The 20,502-nt window shown below is 65.7% G+C and carries 15 protein-coding genes; 9 read left to right on the top strand and 6 right to left on the bottom strand.

Annotation, left to right across the window (positions count from 1 at the left end; all coding sequences use genetic code 11):
- Nucleotides 1–85: 85 nt before the first annotated feature.
- From QSV35_RS05195 to QSV35_RS05205, 3 genes are all read left to right on the top strand, one after another.
- On the top strand, nucleotides 86–289 hold the full coding sequence (locus QSV35_RS05195) for a hypothetical protein (RefSeq protein WP_286287369.1): 204 nt from the start codon (nucleotides 86–88) through the stop codon (nucleotides 287–289).
- Nucleotides 290–1,271: 982 nt separating this feature from the next.
- Entirely contained in the window at nucleotides 1,272–2,051 is a 780-nt protein-coding gene (locus QSV35_RS05200; RefSeq protein WP_286287371.1) for a DUF6338 family protein, read from the top strand.
- A complete protein-coding gene (locus tag QSV35_RS05205) occupies nucleotides 2,044–2,196 on the top strand; it encodes a hypothetical protein (RefSeq protein ID WP_286287373.1) in 153 nt (50 codons plus the stop codon). Before QSV35_RS05200 ends, QSV35_RS05205 begins: the two co-directional genes overlap by 8 nt.
- Before the next feature lie 269 nt (nucleotides 2,197–2,465).
- Here QSV35_RS05205 and QSV35_RS05210 read toward each other — a convergent pair whose 3' ends face one another.
- On the bottom strand, nucleotides 2,466–3,830 hold the full coding sequence (locus tag QSV35_RS05210; protein ID WP_286287375.1) for an ApeA N-terminal domain 1-containing protein: 1,365 nt from the start codon (nucleotides 3,828–3,830) through the stop codon (nucleotides 2,466–2,468).
- On the bottom strand, nucleotides 3,827–4,318 hold the full coding sequence (locus QSV35_RS05215) for a DUF6998 domain-containing protein (protein ID WP_286287378.1): 492 nt from the start codon (nucleotides 4,316–4,318) through the stop codon (nucleotides 3,827–3,829). Before QSV35_RS05215 ends, QSV35_RS05210 begins: the two co-directional genes overlap by 4 nt.
- Before the next feature lie 127 nt (nucleotides 4,319–4,445).
- Here QSV35_RS05215 and QSV35_RS05220 point away from each other — a divergent pair, with 127 nt between their 5' ends.
- Nucleotides 4,446–4,973 carry a helix-turn-helix domain-containing protein gene (locus QSV35_RS05220; RefSeq protein WP_286287380.1) on the top strand — a complete coding sequence of 176 codons (528 nt, stop codon included), beginning with the start codon at nucleotides 4,446–4,448 and terminating at the stop codon, nucleotides 4,971–4,973.
- Nucleotides 4,970–5,521: a PIN domain-containing protein gene (locus tag QSV35_RS05225; protein ID WP_353618959.1), complete on the top strand. Its 552-nt coding sequence runs from the start codon at nucleotides 4,970–4,972 to the stop codon at nucleotides 5,519–5,521. The genes QSV35_RS05220 and QSV35_RS05225 overlap by 4 nt, the downstream gene beginning before the upstream one ends.
- 594 nt (nucleotides 5,522–6,115) lie before the next feature.
- Here QSV35_RS05225 and QSV35_RS05230 read toward each other — a convergent pair.
- Nucleotides 6,116–8,956, bottom strand: a complete 2,841-nt coding sequence (locus tag QSV35_RS05230) for an FAD-binding and (Fe-S)-binding domain-containing protein (RefSeq protein WP_286287383.1) — start codon at nucleotides 8,954–8,956, stop codon at nucleotides 6,116–6,118.
- Nucleotides 8,957–9,147: 191 nt separating this feature from the next.
- Here QSV35_RS05230 and QSV35_RS05235 point away from each other — a divergent pair, with 191 nt between their 5' ends.
- The gene (locus QSV35_RS05235) at nucleotides 9,148–12,852 is read left to right on the top strand and encodes a dockerin type I repeat-containing protein (RefSeq protein WP_286287385.1); all 3,705 of its coding nucleotides are present in this window, start codon (nucleotides 9,148–9,150) and stop codon (nucleotides 12,850–12,852) included.
- A gap of 6 nt (nucleotides 12,853–12,858) precedes the next feature.
- Here QSV35_RS05235 and QSV35_RS05240 read toward each other — a convergent pair whose 3' ends face one another.
- Both QSV35_RS05240 and QSV35_RS05245 read right to left on the bottom strand, forming a co-directional pair.
- Nucleotides 12,859–14,838: a glycosyl hydrolase 2 galactose-binding domain-containing protein gene (locus QSV35_RS05240; protein ID WP_286287387.1), complete on the bottom strand. Its 1,980-nt coding sequence runs from the start codon at nucleotides 14,836–14,838 to the stop codon at nucleotides 12,859–12,861.
- Entirely contained in the window at nucleotides 14,835–15,899 is a 1,065-nt protein-coding gene (locus QSV35_RS05245) for a glycoside hydrolase family 130 protein (protein ID WP_286287389.1), read from the bottom strand. Before QSV35_RS05245 ends, QSV35_RS05240 begins: the two co-directional genes overlap by 4 nt.
- A 218-nt stretch (nucleotides 15,900–16,117) precedes the next feature.
- On the opposite strand from QSV35_RS05245, the gene QSV35_RS05250 reads away from it, so the two are divergent.
- The 3 genes from QSV35_RS05250 (at nucleotide 16,118) to QSV35_RS05260 (ending at nucleotide 19,385) form a co-directional block, all read left to right on the top strand.
- A complete protein-coding gene (locus tag QSV35_RS05250) occupies nucleotides 16,118–17,452 on the top strand; it encodes an ABC transporter substrate-binding protein (RefSeq protein WP_286287390.1) in 1,335 nt (444 codons plus the stop codon).
- A 62-nt stretch (nucleotides 17,453–17,514) separates the two neighbouring features.
- Nucleotides 17,515–18,414, top strand: coding sequence for a carbohydrate ABC transporter permease (locus tag QSV35_RS05255; RefSeq protein ID WP_286287392.1), 900 nt, complete (start codon nucleotides 17,515–17,517; stop codon nucleotides 18,412–18,414).
- A gap of 131 nt (nucleotides 18,415–18,545) precedes the next feature.
- On the top strand, nucleotides 18,546–19,385 hold the full coding sequence (locus QSV35_RS05260; protein WP_286287395.1) for a carbohydrate ABC transporter permease: 840 nt from the start codon (nucleotides 18,546–18,548) through the stop codon (nucleotides 19,383–19,385).
- A gap of 15 nt (nucleotides 19,386–19,400) precedes the next feature.
- On the opposite strand, the gene QSV35_RS05265 is transcribed toward QSV35_RS05260, so the two are convergent.
- Nucleotides 19,401–20,405, bottom strand: coding sequence for a LacI family DNA-binding transcriptional regulator (locus QSV35_RS05265; RefSeq protein WP_286287397.1), 1,005 nt, complete (start codon nucleotides 20,403–20,405; stop codon nucleotides 19,401–19,403).
- Between the last annotated feature and the right edge of the window lie 97 nt (nucleotides 20,406–20,502).

A 20,502-nucleotide genomic window follows, 5' to 3' on the forward strand; every position in this document is an offset into this window, starting at 1 on the left:
TGCTACCACGCGACCGACGACAGGCACCGGAACCACGCAGTTATTCGGAGCACAACGGGACTGTCGGTCACCAGCGCGATGCAGCATGGCGGACCGTTTGCGGGCGGCGACTACGGATGCCACGAGTGTCGGCACCGCGGCCATCACGCGCTTCCAGGAGGCGTCGCCTACCACGTGCGCCCCAGGGCTCCTCCCGCCGCCTCTGCGCGACAACAACGCGTGGGACGTTTCGCAGCGCCGCAGCCCCGCCGTGCTCTCGCGGCGGCGAGCACTCACCGGGACGCACTGACCCCGACGGGCGAGGGGTGCCGGTCCAGAAATCCACTTCAACCCAACCCGGGGCGTTGAAGGCGCGCTTCATGCGGGGTGGTCGGATCGTCTCGATCATGCGAGTCGACGCCCCGCGCAAGAATCGCCTACGCGCGGACGAGCCGGAGTGCCCGTTCGCTGGTCGGGAACCTAGTCTCCGGCTCGAAGCGGTGCTTCGCGATATCGCCAAGGATCCCGGCGCGTGGTCCCGCGTTGAGGGTTGAGACGGTGATCCCGTGCCGCAGACATCGCATCGAGTCGTTCCACTATCGGCTGGTCGACTACGTCGCGGGCTACCGTGCGAGGATCGTTGCGTACGCGCAGACCAACCGCGTGCCGGGCAATTGAAAGGGCCGAACTGGGTCGTAGAGCGCGCACATCACTCGCTGGCGTGCGAAGAATTTGCGAACAAATGAAGATCGCCGAGCGTCGCCGAACGGCATCGAGGAGAGCGGCGAACAGCGCTGAATCAATCGAAACGCACATAATCGACTCTCGCCGTAACGCCCACGGCGGGGTTCAAATCCCTCCGTCTCCGCAGAAAAACCCCCGGTTAGCCGGGGGTTTTCGCGTTGATGCGGCGGGCTAGTCTTGCGAGATGCCTGCCTCTTTTGGTCTTCCAGGTGTCCCCCTGGGGGACCGCCGGGGGACACCTGGAGCTGGTGGCGACGGTACATCCCTGGGGTGACAGGCTCGTTCTGGCGCGTGAGTGCGCAGAACTCGCGGTGCCGACCGCCACGGGGTGCACCACCTCTTCACAGGTGGTGTCCTCCCGGATGACCCACGTTCGTCGGAGGTCGCGACTCAGGCCCGTCAAGAGCGGAGCGTCCCAGGTCACCGAGGCTGATTGTGTTGCGACGTCTTGATGACAACCACCGCATACGGAGCAGGACGGTATTGCGGGTGAGATCTCTCGGCGCGATCGCGGAGCTGGTCGAATGCGCTGTCTTGCGTCTCACGCGATGGACATCCTTACCGTAGCCGTACCTACTGATAACAGCGGAAAGAGCGACGTGGGGATTCCTGAGGGAAGTCTTGCAATTGCTGCGTTCATTGTGCTCGCTCTACCCGGATTCATCTACGCGGGGGTTGGCAGGTGGGCTCGCGGTGAGTCCGCGACAGACAGGGATGTTGGCCTAACCATCGCTCGTGGAGCGGTTTTCTCTGTGGCGCTCACGGCCGTTTATCTGCTTCTCCTCGGAGGTTGGCTATTCAGCGGAGTGGGGCCCGGTGCAGACGCGGATGCCGTGGCGATCGCAAACCCACGCCTTCTCGGTCTAACTGTCCTCGTCTTCTATGTCGCCGTCCCGACCGTTGTCAGCATCGTCATGCACCGGCGTCGCATCGACTGGGTGTTCCCGAACTGGGCGGAAGACGCTCGAGGGGACGTGAAGCGCGGCTTCGGGTGGGTGCGTCTGCCGCAGTCCAAGCACGGATACAACTCCGTGCCGAGCGCATGGGATCACGCCAGTGAGCAGAATCACCAGGCGTGGGTGAAGGTCAAACGGAGCAACGGGGAATGGGTCGGCGGTTGGTTCACCAAGGGGTCCTTCGTGACCACGTACCCTGAGCCCAGGAGCATCTACATCGCTCACCAGTTCCGCATGACCAACGACGGCAACTTCGATGGTGAAGGTCCTATCCCAGGGTCAGGCGTGTTCCTGATGATCAACAACGACGACATGGTGTTCTGGACAAATCCCGCGAGAGCCGACCAAGAGAAAGAAGATTGCGATGGCTGAAGAGAAGAACCCTCGGATTCAGCACATGGTTCCGGACCCCGACCGGGTGATTGAACACGGCCAGCAGCCGACGAACTTCGTTCGGCCGCCAAAGCCTCCCGTGCAGGTACCCGATGGCGGCGTCGGCAACGTGACCAACGACTGACCGGCGGTTCATCGACACTCACGCACAAGCTTGGCTGTGGGCGAGTTGCTCAAGCGTCGAATTGTGCATCGGAGGCACGCACGACGAACGATCGGCCGCACGTCGCTGGGAGCGGCGCGATCCAGCTACGCAGTCCATTAGCGCCTCGTGGTCGGCGAACCGCACCCAGGCGTGCTGTACGTTCCTCTGCTCCGACGTACGCAATCAGGTTCCTTGGACGTGCGCGAGGCGGTTCACTCGGCGGTGCCCATCCTTCGCCGAGCCAGGGTCTACCGAGGCGGGCTGAGGATGTCCCGCACCGCCCGGCGTTGTGTCTCGGGCGACAATCCGAGCTCAGCCATGAGTACTAGCGCGAGCAACGACGACGTCACCCACTCGAGGTAGAAGATGTCGTCGTCAGTAGTCTCGTTCCCTGTGTGAGCAAGGTTGTTCCGGGCATCCTTCAGACGATCTGCCCACGCCTCGATGTCCGGGATGAGTTCGCGAACAGCGTCGGCGTCTGGCTTGGCAGCGAGGCCGATCGCACGTTCACGGAATGTCGGGGTCTTGCCCAGCTTCTTGGCAACCTCGCGCTGCTCGTCGCGGAGCCTCGCAAGGCGAGTCTGTTCGATGTCCGCATCGGACAATGCTGTCGCGTCTACAAGACCCTTGTGGAGAGCTTCAGCGGTGATCGCTGTGAGGAGCAGGCGTGTCTCTGTGTACCGCGGGCGCGCGTAGCGAAGTCCGAAGTAGACGTTGCACGCGTCGGGCGCTCGTCTACGAACACGAAGCCAATCGACGACGAGATCTTGGAAGGTATGGTCCCTGCAGCTGAAGAGAAGCCGCCAGTCCATAGGAGAGGCCTCTTCCGGCATCGCCGTGTGGATTCGCGCGCCGAACGACTCGACCTGCGTGTCCATCTCGAAGGTGCTCCCATCCCGTTCGGGCATGATCGTTGGTTCCCGGTGGATCAGAGTCAAGCTGATCTGATCGGAGGCTTCACCCGCGGCGAGTGTGATGAGGTCGGAGATCTCGTGCACCAAGCCGTGGAACTCGCGAGCCGCGACCGGTTCCGGAGGAGCCAGCACCAGGTAGGTCGACACTTCACCTTCGACCACGAGACGGGAGTGCTTATGGTTCGCGCGGAACGGCTGCGCCAGCCCCCGGGCGGTGATCGTCCAACCGTCGATCACACACGAGAGATCCGGTGGCCGGCTGGTGGTGGCATGCTGTCCCTCGCCATCGTCACTCCTCTCGATGATGTTGGGATGGGCAAGCCAACTCGTCAGATTCTCTATCTCGACGATGGCCGCCGCGAACGCCGGCTCGTCGCGCGCGACATGCGCGCCGATGAGCGCCTCCTGCACGTGAATGTCTTGGTAGGAGCGCGTGCTCGCGGAGAACCCATCACTGGCCGTCGTGAAGCAATCGAGCAATGTGATCGGTTTTCCCTTGGACATCCCGTGGATCTCCGGGACGCGATCACCTCTCGGTCGGGTCGCGTCATCGGCGGCTTGCCCCACCGCACCCAGGTTCAAAGAACCGACGATTTCGAGACGACAGGTCCCATCGGCGTCGACCCTCAGTTGACCTGGTGACTGCGTCTCAGGCGTCGAGGGTAGCCACCACACGCCTCTCCAGAACGCCGGCGTCATGAAAGGCTCCCTGCGTGCGCGAGCGCATCCCATGCTGCGCGGAACCCAGGCGTGACATCGTGGCCGTTCGCCTGTGCCCGCCCCATGGCCAGACGAGGGCCTGCGCTGTGCGGAGAGACCAACTCGCAAAGCTCTGCCACCGCGAACTCGCGTGCCCAGTCGAGATGTCCCGTCCCACGCTCGAATCGGATGCAGACCGCGATGTCGAAGTCGAGGCTGTGAAACTGAAACATCCGGTCGTGCCCTCGTGGCAAGGTGCGCGTCTTCACTTGAATCTTGCGGCCTTCGGCATCGACAAGGTCATACGCCCGCGTACCGGCTGTCGGAAGGGTGCCACCGTAGACCATTAGGGCCAGCCGCTCGCCGACCTCACCCTCGATGCTGCCGGCGGTGCGTGACACACCTCGACGGTGAATCTCGCGTTGGACGCTGCCATGCAGTGCGAGAAGGTCGGAAAGCGTCATCGCTTCGAGGTCAAAGTCCGCCATGTACATCAAGCTAGCGGGGCCTCCGACCCCTACGACAGGCGGCGCTTCCAGACACATCGGGACATGCTGCGTGGCGGCACGACGACAATCTGTTCGTTTTTTTCGTTTCCACGAGTACCCTAGTTGCATGAGCACTCCGACTGATGTGCCGCGTGGCGTGCGCAAGGCCCAGACGTACCTCCCGGAGGCCGCCGCGCGGGAGGAGCTTCTCGACTTCGCTGAGCTGATGCGGGAGCTTGAGGCGTATCTCGCGAAAGGGGCGAGCAAGGCTGCCCTGGTGGATCCGGGTGGTCAGGCGCGTCCCATCCCTGATGAGATCTTCCGGATCCTCGATCTGGTCGCGAATGCACTCGCGGCAGGGGAGGGGATCACGGTCATCCCGCAGGGGATGACGATGACCACTCAGCAGGCGGCGGATTTTCTAGGGATCAGTCGCCCGACTTTGGTGCGCCTGCTGGAGTCAGGGGAGATCCCGTTCGATAAGCCGGGTCGTCACCGGCGGGTCCGGCTGGAGGATCTCGTGGAGTATCAGGAGAGGTTCCGGGCCGCGCGTCGTGCCGCGCTCCGCGATCTTGCGCATGCGAACCTCGATGCGAAGGTCCAGGTCGGATCGCCGGTTGGGTTGAAGCGGCTAACGGAGTTTGCTGACGAGTGAGCTTTCCCGCACTCTTCGGCACGAACGTGCTGTACGGCGCGTTGCTCAACGATTTCATTCTCGAGCTGGCCGACCGCGGGCTGTATCGACCGCTGTGGTCTACGGACATACTCAACGAGCTGCGGAAGAACCTCATCGAAGCCGGTGAGAATGCGGCTCTGATCGACAAGCGCATCGCGACCATGGTCAGCTACTTCCCGGATGCCATGGTCGACGGCTACGCCTCACTTGTCCCGACGATGACGTGTGATGCGAAAGACCGACACGTCCTCGCGGCCGCGGTCCGCGGAGGCGCGGAAGTGCTCGTGACGTTCAACCTGAAGGACTTCCCGCCGGAGTCTACAAGGGGGTTCGATGTCGAAGTGGTGCACCCGGACGACTTCCTCCTCGACCAACTCGATCTCCACCACGCTCCAACGCTTCGCGCCCTCGTTGAGCTCGTCGACGGATACGCCTCGCCCACGATGCAGATCGATGACTATCTCCTCGCGCTCACCCGCGCTGGCGTCCCGCGCTTCGCCGACGCCGCCCGATCGAGGCTCTACTGACCAGTTCGGCGTGCGTTCGGCCAGGTGTCCCCCAGGTGTCCCCGAGCATCGTGAGGACGCCGATTCTCGGCGAGTCCCGAGTGCATGGAGTGCGTCACGAGCGGCCACCATCGGAGGGGAAATCATCTGATCATGTCAGAAATGCCGCATGATTCCGCGGTAAGGCGAGCCTCCGGCCTATGGAGGCCGGGATCGCCGATTTCACCCTGCTAAGGTGGAGTCCCCGTAAGGGGACCGAGGGTTCAAATCCCTCCGTCTCCGCCATTCAGCGTTATTCGACGATGTTCACGCGCGCTGAGACACGTTAGACCAGATTCATGGCACGGTCTGGGGTATTCCGAATCGCGCATGCCTTGGCGATGTGCTCAGGTCTATCGATGACGGGTGCTCAGGTTGCTCAGCCGCGTAAGTTCGCGTAAAGAAGACCGAGGGACGTCGTCCCTCGGTCTTCTCGGGTATCCGCGAACCCCGCTGAACTGGCCGATCCCAGTCCCGCGTTGGGATCAGTAGGCGCGGACGGCGCCTTCGTCCACGAACGACCATGCCCTGCTGGGCGATTGTGATGGTGAGCTCAACCAAGTCAGAGCCGCCGCCTCACAGTGCAGGTTTGCCTGCGCTTGCCCTTGTCGCCTGTTCGAGCAGTTCGAGAATGTGCACATAGGTACGCCCTGTTGCTCGCGACATGCCCAGTTCGCACGTCCTGTTCGCCGATGCGTACGCCTCATACTCACGAGCGTTGACTTCAGTTGCCTCGCGCTCTGTCGCAGATGCGGTCAGCTCGGGGTGGAGCATTCCTCGGTCGCCGGCGAAAGCGCAGCATCCCCAGTCGACGGGTTCGTAAACATCCTCGCTGATTGCCTTAGCAATGCCCACCAGATGGCCGCTCACCCCAAGTGTCGTGGTCGAACACGTGCGGTGGAGAGCGACGGACGCTAGCGGTGAGTTCACGGACAGGTTCGGGAGGAGGGTCGTGTTCGTGAACTCCACCGAGTCAACGAATCGCAGCGATGCGTATTCGGGGCCGGCGGCGCGAGCGCGCTCCACCATGGTCTCCAGTCCTTCCGTACAGGAGGCAGCGTCGCACACGATCGGCAGCCTTCCGCCGTTGCTCGCTAACAGGAGGGACGGCAGCACACGGTCGGACATAGTCATATAGCCGACCGTGTGTCCTTTCGACTTCCAGGGCGTCCCACAACACATGTCCGCTACGCCTTCGGGCTCGACGATTGTGACGCCGGCTCGGTGAGCGAGCAGCCTGAATGCCTCACTACTGCCGACGCCGTCGCCTCCCGGACCGAACATTGTGCCGATGCACGCTGCGAAGAAGACGGCCTGCGGGTCTGGAACGCGGAGGCCGGGGTTTCGGGCGCGCCCGCCCCGTGGCAGGTCGTCGGAGTATCGCGGCACCTGGTCTGCGCCGAGCGCAGCTCGTCCGAGGTCGGTGACCTTCGCCACCAGGGGGTGCGGGAGCCGGTCGGCCGCGCTGAGCGCTGCGCCTCCCATCCGCGTGACGGGTCCCCAATAGTGGGCGGCGAGTCCCCAAGCAGCACCGGCGAACCGGTTAGCAGTCTCCGCGCGGAGCCGCCGGACAAGGTCGCCGGTGTTGATGTCGACCGGGCAGGCCACGGCGCACATGCCGTCGACAGCGCAGGTCTGCACGCCGTCGTAGTCGTAGTCGCCTGCCAGGTCGGCCAACAGCTCACTGTCGCCGCGGTCTTCTGCCGCGCGCATCTCTCGCCGGAGGACGATGCGCTGGCGCGGCGTGAGTGTGAGGTTCTTGCTTGGGCAGGTCGGCTCACAGTATCCGCATTCGACACAGCGGTCGACCTCCGGCTCGACGGTACCGCTCGACTTGAGGTTCTGGAGGTAAGAGGAAGGGTCGTCGGACAGCAGCACACCCGGATTGAGGATGCCCTGCGGGTCGAACAGGCGTTTGATTCGCCACATGACCTCGTAGAGCTCGTCGCCGAACTGCTGGCGGACGAACGGCGCCATGATGCGTCCGGTCCCGTGCTCGGCCTTGAGTGTTCCTCTTTGCTCCAGGATGAGGTCAACCAGGTCGGCCGTGAACCGTTCGTAGCGGGCGACGCAGTCGGGGTCGTCGAAGCGTTCGCCGATCATGAAATGGATGTTGCCGTCCTTGGCGTGCCCGAAGATCACCGTGTCCGTGTAGCCGTGCGCCGCGAATAGCACATTCAGTCGTTCGCACGTCTCGAGCAGCCGTTCGACCGGAACAGCCACGTCCTCGAGCAGCGCCGTGGTGCCGGACGGGCGTGCTCCGGCGACCGCTGTGTACAGTCCCTTCCTGACGCGCCAGAGTGAAGCCCTGGCCGCCGCGTCGGTGACGAACTCGAACGGCGAGGCAAGCTCGAGGCTCGGGAGGAGTTCCCCGAACGTGGCTGTCTTGCGATTCAGGTCCGAGTCGTCCGCGGCGTGGTGCTCAATGAGGAGGGCGGCCTGGTCGCGGATCCGGATGGCTGAGATCTCGGCCGGGACATCACTCAGCGACTGCGCCACCCGAAGGGAGGTGGCGTCCATCAGTTCGATTGTCGCAAGGCCCGCCGCGACTAGGTGGGGCAGGGCGGCGGTTGCCGACCGCAGATCGCGAAAGACGAGGAGGCCGGTGGCGATTGACGGCGAGACCGGGACGGTCTCGAAGGTGGCCTCGGAAACGAATCCGAGCGTTCCTTCGCTGCCGATGAGTAGGTGGGTGAGGATGTCGATCGGCCGCTCGAAATCGAGGAGCGAGTTGAGCCCGTAGCCCATGGTGTTCTTCATGGAGTACTGGCGCTTGATCTCCGCCACCAGATCGGGCCTGCGCAGGATCGAATCCCGCAGTTCCCGGAGCCCAGCGTGCAGTCCGGGCTCGCGCTGACAGAGCGTGTCGTCTGCGCCCGGCCTGCCCGTGTCGATCGTGGTCCCGTCGGCCAGAGTAACGACCAGCGAGCGCAAGGTCCGGTAGGTGTTCTGCTCGATGCCGCACGCCATACCACTGGAGTTGTTCGCGATCACACCGCCGACCGTGCACGCGATCTCGCTTGCCGGGTCGGGACCGAGCCGGCGGCGGAAGCGGGCAAGCCGGGCGTTGACCTGACGGATCGTCAAGCCGGGTTCGACGGTCACCGACGTTCCGTCGGTCGACACTGACATCCTCTGGAACTTCTGGCGCGTGTCCAGAAGTACCGAGTCGCTGACGCCCTGCCCGCTCAGACTCGTCCCGCCCGAGCGGAGCGTGATCGGGATCTGCTGATTGGAGCACGCGCGGAAGACCTCGCTCACCTCCTCGGCGGAGGCCGGCTGAACGACGGCTGAGGGGATGAGGAGGTAATGCGATGCGTCGTGGGCACGGGAGAACCGGTCGATCGCACGATCCAGAACCGAGATGCCCGCCGGCAGAGCCGCTTCGGGCAGGACAGAGGCAATACGGGAGGGCATGCAGCCGCCTATTCCTGAGTGAAGATCCGATCAGACAACGTTGTTTTTACCTGGCACCTCAACTGTTGCACAGATGCCCAGGAATCCCAAGGAGTGAGGCTGCCGGCTACTCTTGCGCGGCTAAACAACGTTGTCTTACTCTGTTGTTCAGTCCGGACGGATGGCGATAACGATCGATGAGGATGGCTACGATGGTGCGACCCACGTGGGCCGATGCAGGGAAGAGCCCAATCCGGGCGGGGATGACGGGGGCGGTGATCCTCGGTGTCGTCCTGGGTACGCTGGGCGTCCCAGCGGTGAAAGCCGTGCCCGCGGCGGCGTCCACCGCGGCGGGTGCTACGGTCACCTACCCTCTCGCCGGTGGCGACTTCGGGGACCCTTGGTCGGTGACAGGAACGGTCACCGCTGAGAACTCGGTCCTGCTTGCGCCGGGCGGCGTGCTTTGGGAAGGCATCCCGGTCGGCGCCGGGAGCGCTCCGCAGGCTGGTGATGTGGTGTACGCCTCCGTCGACGTGACTCTCGATTCGGGCGTGACCACGCAGTCCGACGTACTCGTGCGGCTCACCGACGGCAGCTCGATTCTCGCCGAGCGGAGCGACCTGACCGGGCTCGCGCGCGGCACCCGTATCACCGCCGAGACGAGTTTCGTCTCCAACGGCGGGCGCATCGGCGCGGGAGCCGGCGCTCTCTACATCGAACTGCACAACGACACCGCCGCGCCCATCGAGTTCCACGCCGTGCACGCGTGGGGCATACGCGGCGCCGGTGAACAGGTCGATTACGCTATCCCGAACGGCGACTTCTCCGCGGTGCTTGGAAGTGGCAACTGGTCCGGCAGCGGCGCGACCGCCCTGCGCAGCGTGATGCTGGCTCCGGGTGCGGGCATCAGCCAGTCGCTACCCGTCGGGGCCGGCGCGGACAGCCCGCTTCCCGGAGACATTCCCACCTTGTCCTTCCGCGCGTTCGTCTCGCCCGAGGACACGGTCGCCCGTGCGGTCGGATCCGTGAGTTCGGGGGAGACGGCGATCGCGTCCGCCGCCCTGCCGTCTCCAACCTCCCGCGGCACCTGGCAGACCTTGACCAGCAGCGCGGTCGGCGCCGGTGTCGTACCGCTCGGCGCGACGGCAGTCACCGTCGCCCTGACGAACACGGCCGCTGCGCCGCTGCGCCTGGCCTCCGTGCAGACCAGAGCAACCCGCGCGCCCAGGAACGACGACATGAACGGTGACGGCGCGGTGAACGCAGCTGACGCCGCCTGGCTGACCGCCCAGGTCAAAGCTGGCACCACCGACCCCGCGCTCGACTACGACGGCGACGGGCAGGTGACGCTGGCCGACGTCTCCTACTTCACCCGCTTCATCCTCGACGACCGCAGCGAGGTCTACGGCAACCTGGCGCATCTCGACTTTCTCAGCGAGCACGTCACCGTCGAAGGCACCCCGATGCTGATCGTGCACCTCTACTCCGCACCAGTCGACCCGGCAGACCTCAGCCGCGGCTACACCTGGATCTCGGACCCGCAGGAGGGCATCGCCGCACTCGACGACGTCGCGCGGGCAGCCCTCGTCTGGGCCGAGCACTACCGCACCTACCGGGACGAGCACAGCTACCAGCAGTTGAAGCTTGCGCTTGCATTCGTCATGTGGATGCAGGCCCCCAACGGCGACTTCGACAACTTCGTCGACCGCGACGCCGCAGGCGTCATCTACAAGCGCGACAGCCAATCGTCGTCGACCAGCTTCAGCTACTGGGCGGCGCGAGGCTACGAGGCCATGGCCACTGCGCTCCCGCTCATCCAGAAAGGTGATACAAGTCTGAACGCGCAGCTCACCTCACACCTCACGCTGAGCCTCAAGCGGCTCGGCGAGGTCGTTGCGCCGATCGCCGGAGCGAGGGGCACGGCGGCGCCCGCGCTGCCGGGCAACGACGTGTGGCTGTCGTCGATCGCCGTGTCGGCGCTCGCCGCCCACGCCCCGAGCCTCGCAGGCGCTGCCAGGGCACAGGCCGTCGCGCTCGCCGGCCGGCTCGGGAAGGGCATCGGCACATACCAATCCGGCGACTTCACGACGTATCCCCTCGGCGCGGTCACGAACACCGGCGGCCAGTGGGACGAGTGGGGCAGCATTCAGGCGAAGGCCCTCGCGCTCGCCGGCCAGCTCTCCGGTGACAAGACGCTGGTGAAGAAGGCCGAGCTGGAGGCGGACAGCTACCTGTCGGACCTATTGATCTCCGGGCGCTCCTTCTCGGTGAACCCGAACAAGTCGGGGCTGCCCGCGATCAACTACGCCACCGCCAGCTACGTGGAGAACTACCTCACCCTTTACTCGGTGACCGGGCTGAAGAAGTATGCCGATATGGCCGGGATGGCCGCCACGTGGTGGACGGGCCAGAATGCGATCGGCGTTCCGATGTTCGACCAGGCCCTCGGCCTCGCCTTCGACGGGATCACCGTCGGCGGGCTCAACAACAACAGTGGAGCCGAGTCGGTGGATGAGGCACTTCGCGCCATCCTCCGGCTCAAGCGCGTGCCGGAGGCGGCAGCACTGATGACCTCGGCCAAGACCGCTGAGCACACCACGCAAACCATCCAGTTCGAGGACCTCTACCGCCAAGGTCGGCCTTCCGACGCGGCGCTCGAGCTGCCGGGCGGCGCGCTGAACGATCCGGCTCAGGCGCTGGTGAGTCAGAGCGCCACCTCCGGCACGGACGAGAAGGCGATCTATGCGGACGCACTGCCGCTGACCCAGCAGCAACCCGTGTACCGACTGTGGCAGGGCACGCATGCGATCTTCGTGAAGGGCGTCGGCTACAACAACGTCCGCATCTTCGACGGCGGGTCTCTGAGCCTCGACCTTCCCGTGGGCGGTGCAGGTCAACCGCAGGTCGGAGACGCCCTCCGACTCAACTTCGCCGCTCTGGTGCAGTTCCAAACCACCCTGCGCGCACGAGTGCTCGCAGTAGACGCGTCCGGTGCCTCCACGCTCCTGGCCGACGACAGCGGATTCCGTTACAACGCCCGCACCTGGTACTCGGGAAGCGGGTCGGTTAACACCACTCCGGTGGCGACGGTTCCCGCGGGAACGATCTCCGTACGTGTCGAGTTCTCGAGCACATCGACGAACCCCAACGCCTACGAGGGATACTCGACCGTCACGCTGGCGAACCTGTTCCGGCTCGGCACCCCGGAGGTCCGCTACGGCTCAACGAGCCTCTCTGGGTCGGCCTACGCGCTCGCCCCGGCAGGCTCCAGCCGCACCTTCTCGGTCGCTGTGACTTCGGCAGGCGAGTACTCGGTCTTCCTGAGCGAGGTGGGCCAGCCGAAGGCTGCAACCGCCACGATCGCCATCGGCGGCGCGTTCCGCGCGGCGGCGACGGTGCCGGCTGGCGCGGGAACGGTATCGATCGTGAACCTCGGGAGGGCATCGCTGGCGGCTGGCGCGACCACCCTCACGGTGACCGTCCCGCCGGGAGCAGACGCGGGACTCGACGCGGTGATCCTCTATCCCGCGCAGGCGACGGCGACCTACGCGCTCCTGGACGGAAGGAAGGTGACGGTGCTGAGGGATGCCTCGGACGGCACCCTGACCACCGGGAGCCCCCAGCAGATCGCCGCGCGGATGTCGCCGATCCCAACGGTCGCACCGACAATCGGTGGCAATGCGGCGCTGCGGTCGGTCCTCATCGCCGACCCTGGCAGCTGGACGCCGGCCGGCGCGAGCTTCTCGTACCAGTGGCTCCGCGACGGCCAGGAGATCCCGGGGGCCCGCGGTCGGACCTACAACGTTCAGCAGAAGGATGCCGGGCACGAAGTCAGCGTCGCCGTGACCGCGAGCGAGCGCGACCGTATGCCGGGGCACGCAGTGAGCGCACCCGTCGCCGTCCCCGCAGCGAAATGAGCGCGATCAGTGCGGCGCGGACGACAGGGCCGCGCCAAACTGATCGAGCAGGCCTCCGATCGCCAGCGCAGCCGGCTTCGGACGCCCCCAGAAGTCGATGACAGCGAGGCTGACAGCGCACGGGAACGTGTCATGCCCCATCCACAGCATGAACCCGCCCGTGGTGGGGAAACGTCGGAGCGCATGTTCGAAGGCGCAGCTGAGCATTCTCGCCTGCCGCTGCGCACTCGCGTGCAGCCACTGCTCGACGGGCACGTCACTGTCGCGGGCATCGAAGCCCGCGAGCCACCAGCCGGACGAGTGCGTCCACACTGCGCGGAGCTGGGCGTCGTCCACGCCATGGGGCAGCAGTCCGAAGGCATCGAGCAGGTCTGCGCCGCTCGCACCGGCCACCCCGACTTCCGACCGGAACAGCGCGTCGTCGGCCGCCCAGTACGCATCCCATTCATTCTCATCACCGCCGAACTCCCACGGCCCGTGGACGTCATGGTGGAGGCCCTGACCGAACTCGGAGGCGGAGGCCTCGAAGCGAGGGCCGGACGGCGTCGTCGCCGTGTAGCGAGTTCCAGGAGCGAGATCGGCGCACACATCGCCGGCCGCCCGAAGCGTGGGGTGCTCGATCGTCAAGGGCGACCCAGGAACGGCGGGCGCGGTCACGCGCGTAAGCTCGTTGCCGCCGCACCACAGTGCGAGTGCGGGGTGATGGCCGAGCGTCGTAACGTAGTCGGCGGCGATCCGGCGGAACTCGTCCATGATCGACGCGTCGGAGGGCGGCTCGTTGTCAAGCCCGGACGAGCTGAGCGGGAGGTCCTGCCATACCAGCATGCCGAGCCTGTCGCACTCGTCGTAGAACGCCGCACGTTCGGCGCGCGCGCCGCCCCACACCCGGATCAGGTTGAACCCAAGATCACAGTACGTCAGGACCCGGGCGCGAACCTCGGTGTCGCTCACATCGGCGTGGTCCGCGCGCAATGGGACCCAGTTGACGCCCGCTAGGAAGATCTCCCGGCCGTTGACGGCACACAGCCAGGGTTCCGCGTCGGCCGCGGCGCCGGGATTCCGCCGCCACTCCAGGGTCCGGAAGCCCACCTGCCGGGTCGTCGTCTGCGTTCGGCCTTCGGCGAAAACGTCGACGCGGACGGTGTACAGGGCCTGCTCCGCGGTCGGACGCACCTGCCACAACCGGGGACGGGGAACGGACAGCGTGTGCCGGTCGCCCGTCGCTGCCGACTCGGACGCGACGACAGTGCCGGAAACGTCGATCACTGAAACCTCAAACGTTGCGCCGGCCGTGAGCGTGCAGCGACGCAGATCCACCGCCACCGTTCCATCACCCGTGCCATTCACGGCGGCATTCACGACGGCCTCGTCGAGGCGCCAGTCGGGACCCACCCGGAGCCGGATGCCGTCAGCGATGCCGATCTGCACGGTCCGCGGCGTCCAGTCCCAGCCGAACGAGAAGCGCGGCTTCCAGTCGCGAATACGGGAGGTCCAACCGTTCTGGCCGAGAGCGTCCGGAACACGGGTGAACACGATCGTGAGCAAGTCGCCGTCGCGATCGAGGCTGTCGGTGATGTCGAAGCGCTGCCTGACGAACGCATCCGCGAACTCACCCACCACGGTCTCACCGATGAGGACGACCCCCTCGCCGTCGAACATATCGGCCTCAAGAACGATCCGATCGTCGGGGCCGGCGAGCAGGTCCTTCAGGGACTCCGCGGGGATGGCACGCTCGAAGGTCCAATGCCGGTTCTCGATCCACTCCGAGGCGCGCGAATCCGTTCCGCGATAAGGGCCGGGAGCGATGCCGGCGCGCACGAGAGCGCCGCGGACGGAACCGGGGACCGGAGCCCGGATCGGACCGATGTCGGCGGTGGACACCTTGGCCCGCTCGGGCGTGAGGCCGAGCAGCCAGTCGTTCTGGCGCCATCCGCGCACAGTCCACTCTCCGGCGAGATCGACCGTGTCGGCGTGCTCCGCGCTCACGCCGTCACCTGGCGGTAGAGGTACATCTCGCGCGTCCCGGAGGGCGCGTCCCAGCCCTGAGCGAACAGGATGTCGCCGTCGTAGCGGACGAGACCACCCCAGGAGAGGGAGCCGCCGCGGTTCAACGCCAGTTGCCGGAACGGCTCGTCGACGTTGTACAGGGCTTGGGCGGCCGCGAACTCCCCGGAGGCGTCGCGGTAGAAGAAGTCGAGGACGATGCTGCCGGAGTCGTCGTGCCCGGTCACGGCGCAGGAGACCTCCAGCAGCGATCCGCCGACCGCAGTCAGATCGAGGTAAGGCTGCTCCGTGAACGTCCAGTTCACGAGGTCGTCCGATCGGCCGATGTACGGGCTCCCGCCGCAACCCTCCGACAGATACATGAGGTACTGGCCGCCCACCCGGACCGCCCGGCCGGTGAGGTCGCGAGGAATGACGGCGCCCTTCGCCCAGAGCCGGGACACCTCGTAGGGGACGGCGAGGCCGCGCTTCTCCCAGTGCACCAGGTCGGTAGACGTCGCCACCTTCACGTCGCAGCCGAGGGAGGCGATCGGGTAGCCCGGGGATGGGTAGCGTTCTGCTTGAATGCTGCCCGCTGCCTGCCAGATTCCGTTGTAGAAGAGGACGTACTCGTTCTCGGTGCGGTAGACCTTGGGATCCTCGCAGCTGAGGAGCTCATCGTCCGCAGTTGGGTAGACGACGGGGTTGGTCGGAGAGTCGATCCAGCCGCCCTCGGCGGTGTACGTCGCAAGGCCGATCCTGCTGGCAGTGGACTCCTTGCGCGGGGAGGCGCGGTAGAACATGTGCAACGCGTCGCCGTCGAGGATCAGGGAGGGGTTGAAGACGGAACTCGACGTCCAGCCGATACCCGTCGGGTCAGACCACTGATCACGCGGGCGGAAAGTCAGCGACTCGTCGCGGGCGAACGGCCCGATCGCCCACGCGGGGCGCTGCGTGTAGTGCCGCGAGAACTGGTCGGTCGAGATCCGATCGGTGAGCGGGTCGGAATGCTCGAGGGCAGCCTCGTAGCTCGCGCGCAGGCCTTCCGATGACAGTCGTTCCATCGACATCCTCCAGACAGGTGAGTCGCTGCGGCGGGGCCGGTCAGCGGGGACAGGGTTGAACACTACGGACTGCGAACAACGTTGTCCAGAGAGCTTGACAGTATTCTTCCGCAGGCGGCAAGATAAGATGAAACAACGTTGTTCCGTTCTTTCCCGAGACGGAACCCGACCCCACCGCTCGGGAGGCTCCGAGCGGAACGTGACAAAGGAGTTGCATCATGAAGGCAATCACGACGACACGCCGGGCGGTGGCGCGCGGCGCCGTGGCCATGGCCATCGCGGGAGCGCTCATCGCTTTGGCAGGCTGTTCGGGCTCGGCATCCGCGAGCGGCGACTCGAGCGGGAAGGTGAGCGGTACCCTCAACGTTCTGGTTCCCAGCGCCGCGGGTTCGGACGCGGGCTTCAAGGCCGTCAACGCCGCCTTCCAGAAGAAGTACCCCGACGCCAAGATCGTCTTCACCTCGGTACCCACGAACAACTGGGCGTCGGTCGAGTCCTCCCGCCTGTCGGCCGGCAACGTCGACGTCCTCGTGGCGAGCCCCATCGAAATCCCGTCCTACGTCCCGGCGAGCTCGGAATCGTTCGACGCCAAGGCGGCCGACGCCGGCACCTTCGTCGATCTGTCGAACGAGAGCTTCATGAAGAACTGGACCCCGACCGTAATCGATGCCCTGAAATACAAGGGCAAGGACTACAGCGTACCGACGGGCCTCAGCTACTACACCGGCGCGTTCTACAACAAGGACATCTTCGCGAAGTACGGCTTGCAGGTTCCCACGACGTGGTCCGAATTCGTCGCGCTCTGCGACAAGCTGAAAGGTGCAGGGGTGGCCCCGCTCGGAATCGGCGGCAAGGACAGCTGGCCGGCGGGTCTGACGATGCTCGCTGCCGTGCAGGGCGCGTATCCGACTCAGTCTGACAAGGCTGATCTCGCCGAGCAGCTCTGGAAGCAGAAGGCGAAGCTCACCGACCCCAAGCTTGTGGATGTCCTCAGCAAGGTCGACACAATGTACGGATACGCCGAGCAGAACTTCGCGGGGGTCGCCTACAGTGATGTTCCTAGCCTGTTCGCCAACGGATCGGTCGCCATGACGCCGGACGGCACCTGGAACCAGACGACGATCGACGCCGCGGTCGCGGGCAAGTTCTCGTACGGGTACTTCCCGATCCCGACGAGCGACAACGCGGCGGACAACGCGACGTTGGGCGGCAAGGTGGAGATCCGACTGTCGGCGACCGCCGCGTCGAAGAACAAGACCGCAGCCCTCGCCTACCTCGACTTCTTCTCGCAGCCTGAGAACTACAAGCTCTTCATCGCGGACGCTGGATTCGCTCCTGCGCAGCCGGGCATCGCGTCGACCCCGTTCCTCGGCTCGATCAAGGACTACACGAAGTCGTTCAGCCTCGCCTGGGACAACATCTGGACGGCAAACGCCAACGCGGGACCCGCGGCGAAGTTCCCGTTCAACTACGTCGGCGTGGCCCCCCTCGGAACCGACACGCCAGACAAGGCCGCTGCAGCGGCGCAGAAGGACTGGTCGGCCGCGTTCTAGGTTTCCCCCACGTGTCCGTCCGGGAGCATGGCTCCCGGACGGACCACATGATTCGAGGATCAATGTCCAACTCCTACCCCTTCGGCCGACGAGGGGCACTGCTGGCGACCTTTGGTACGGCGCAGGCGCTGATCATCGTCTTCGCCTTCGTGCCGGCGATCGCCGTCATCGCCATCAGCTTTACCGACATCAGCGGCCTCCCGAACTTTCCCATCAATTGGGTCGGGATCCAGAACTACATCACCTTCTTCTCGGCAGCGCACCTCGGCTATAACCTCAACGCGCTGGGGAACACCCTCGTCTACGCGCTCTCGACCACGGTCATCATCAATGTCCTCGCGCTGGCGTTCGCTCTGCTGTTCAACCAGCGACTGCGCGGCACCAACTTCTATCGGGCGCTCGTGTTCATGCCGACGGTGCTCGGCGTCACCGTCATCGGGCTGATCTGGTCTCTCGTCTTCAACCCGAGTGGCGGCCCGGCGGCCTCCGTCTGGAAGCTCTTCGGATCCTCGTCGGCCTTCTTCGGAGACCCCCATCTGGCACTGACCCTTGTCATCGGCGTGCAGATCTGGTCGGGCATCGGCGTGGCGATGGTGATCTATCTCGCCGGTCTCCAGGCGATCCCCTCTGACCTGTACGAGGTGGCGAGCATCGACGGTGCGACCCCGTGGCAGAAGCTCCGCCACGTCACCTTCCCGCTGCTCGCGCCGTCGGTCACCGCGAACGTGCTGCTGTCGATCATCGGAGCGCTGCAGAGCTACCAGCTCGCGTACGTCCTGACCGGCCCAAGCAACCCGGCAACCCAGCTGCTGTCGCTCGCAATCTTCGCCCAGGGGTTCGGCGGCGGGGTCAGCGGCAGTCAGGGCTACGCAGCGGCCATCTCGGTCGTCCAGTTCGTGATCGTGGGAATCATCTCTCTCGCGGTCATGTGGTACCTCCGCAGAAGGGAGAACACGCTGTGACCGCCGTCCGCACCCAAGAGACTCTGACGAGAGGTGACGAACGCGGCGTGGCCGCCAGTCCGCGTCGGACCGTCCGCGGGACCCGTGGCGTGGCCGACGGCCCGCGTCGGACCGTCCGCGGGACGCGAGGCGTGGCCGACGGCCCGCGTCGGACTCGCAGACCGGCCGCGGGCCGCGCGATCAACTACCTTCTCGCACTCCTTGTCGCGATCCTCTACCTGTTCCCGCTGCTCTACCTCCTGAATACCGCGCTAAAGGACGACGCCCAGTTCTTCGCTAACCCGAACGGGCTCGTCACTGTGCCGAACTGGGCGAACTTCCCCGACGCGTGGAACCAGGGAAACTTCGGCGCCTACATGATCAACAGTGTGATCTACGCGGGCGGCGCCGCCGTGATCGGCACCGTTGTCTCCCTTTTCATTGGGTTCCCGCTGGCGCGCGGCTACATGAAGCGGCCCGGCGTGTGGAACGTGATGCTGGTGCTCATCCTGTTCCTTCCGAACGCGATCATCACCCAGTTCCAGCTCCTGCTGCGGACCGGGCTCTACGACACGCGGATCGGATACGTACTCATCATGTCCGTAGCCGTGGGGATCGGTCCGATCCTGCTGCGCGGTTACGCGAAGTCGATCCCGATTGAGATCGATGAGGCAGCCGCCCTCGATGGCGTCGGATACCTCCGCTACTTGACGACGTTTGTCATCCCGATGGCGCGCCCTGCGCTCGTGACGGTGTTCATCCTGCAGGCGATCAGCGTCTGGAACGAGATTATCCTCGCGACGGTGCTGCTCCCGGATCCGGACAAGGCGCCGGTCACTTTGGGCCTGTACGCGTTCCAAGGTCAGTACACGAGCCACTGGGGACTACTCGCGGCGGCAACGATGATCGTCGCCGGACCGCTCGTGGCCGCGTACATCTTTCTGCAGCGCTACCTGGTCAGCGGCGTGCTCGGGGGCGCGGTCAAGGGGTGACGGGAGACGGCGGCGTCAGCTCGTCGGCGTCTCCCGTTCCGAACCGCGCAAGATGAGCTCGACGGGCAACACCGTCGTCGTCGAGGGGCTCGTGTCGCCGTCGATGCGCGCGAGAAGGCGCTCGGCCGCGAGGCGGCCCATCTCCTCGATTCGCGGTGTCGCGACAGACACGGCGGGCGTGCCGAGGCGTGCCGACTCGAAGTCGTCGAAGCCGATCAGCGGGAGCGCTGTACCGGCGTCGCGGAACGCGAGGACCGACCCGATGCTCGCCCGGTTGTTGGCCGCGAAGATCGCGTCCGGCCGCTGCTCGCGCAGCAGGCGCGAGACAATACTCGCCGCCTCGTCCGCGCTGTGCGCGCCGGTGACGACCAGGTCTTCGTCGAACGCGATTCCGGCATCCTCAAGCGCCAGGCGATAGCCTCGGAGACGCTCCGACATCGTGTACAGCGCGAGCGTGTCGCCGACGAACGCGATCCGCCCAGCGCCCGCTGCCGTGAGCGCGGCCGTCGCAGCGTGAGCGCCGCCGGCGTTGTCGGCCAGGATCGTGTCGCTCCAGGTGGCGTCGGCAGGGCGGTCGATGACCACGAGCGGGGGGACCGGCGGAGTGACGTCCGCCCACGACCGACCGGGCCGTGCAGGTGGGACGACTATGAGCCCATCGACCTGCTGCCCGATGAACCGGTCGATGAGGCGGTCGTGGTTCTCCGCGCTCTCCTCCGAGCTCGCGGTAATGAGCAGGTAGCCCGCGGCCGCCGCGGTTGTCTCGATGGCGCGCGCGATGGTCGAGTAGTAGGGGTTGGCGAGGTCACTGATGACCAGGCCTATCATCCGGCTCGACCGGCCGGGACGGAGGCTCGCGGCGGCAAGGTTCCTCCGGTAGCCGAGTAGGGCGATCGCGTCACGGATGCGCTTGGCGAGCTCCGGGTTGATGTTCTTCTCGCCGTTGACGTAGCGTGAGACCGTCTTGAGCGCGACGCCCGCCTCCTGGGCGACGTCGTTCATCGTCGGCGGTCGGCTCATTCCGTCCCCACCCGTCCTGCTTCATGTCGGAAGTGGGGGGGGCGGGGGGGGGGCGCCCCCACCACGATAAGTGGGGGGCGGGCCCGGCGCCCCGCCC

This window comes from Microbacterium candidum, from assembly GCF_030315975.1.
GTDB lineage: Bacteria > Actinomycetota > Actinomycetes > Actinomycetales > Microbacteriaceae > Microbacterium > Microbacterium candidum.

Bases quoted from the DNA above. Each gene is read 5' to 3' on its own strand.
- QSV35_RS05255 (WP_286287392.1), top strand. From the start codon at position 17,515: ATGTCCAACTCCTACCCCTTCGGCCGACGAGGGGCACTGCTGGCGACC.
- QSV35_RS05215 (WP_286287378.1), bottom strand. From the start codon at position 4,318: ATGGCGGACTTTGACCTCGAAGCGATGACGCTTTCCGACCTTCTCGCA.
- QSV35_RS05230 (WP_286287383.1), bottom strand. From the start codon at position 8,956: ATGCCCTCCCGTATTGCCTCTGTCCTGCCCGAAGCGGCTCTGCCGGCG.
- QSV35_RS05210 (WP_286287375.1), bottom strand. From the start codon at position 3,830: ATGACGCCGGCGTTCTGGAGAGGCGTGTGGTGGCTACCCTCGACGCCT.
- QSV35_RS05205 (WP_286287373.1), top strand. From the start codon at position 2,044: ATGGCTGAAGAGAAGAACCCTCGGATTCAGCACATGGTTCCGGACCCC.
- QSV35_RS05220 (WP_286287380.1), top strand. From the start codon at position 4,446: ATGAGCACTCCGACTGATGTGCCGCGTGGCGTGCGCAAGGCCCAGACG.
- QSV35_RS05245 (WP_286287389.1), bottom strand. From the start codon at position 15,899: ATGGAACGACTGTCATCGGAAGGCCTGCGCGCGAGCTACGAGGCTGCC.
- QSV35_RS05195 (WP_286287369.1), top strand. From the start codon at position 86: ATGGCGGACCGTTTGCGGGCGGCGACTACGGATGCCACGAGTGTCGGC.
- QSV35_RS05235 (WP_286287385.1), top strand. From the start codon at position 9,148: ATGGTGCGACCCACGTGGGCCGATGCAGGGAAGAGCCCAATCCGGGCG.
- QSV35_RS05200 (WP_286287371.1), top strand. From the start codon at position 1,272: ATGGACATCCTTACCGTAGCCGTACCTACTGATAACAGCGGAAAGAGC.
- QSV35_RS05250 (WP_286287390.1), top strand. From the start codon at position 16,118: ATGAAGGCAATCACGACGACACGCCGGGCGGTGGCGCGCGGCGCCGTG.
- QSV35_RS05265 (WP_286287397.1), bottom strand. From the start codon at position 20,405: ATGAGCCGACCGCCGACGATGAACGACGTCGCCCAGGAGGCGGGCGTC.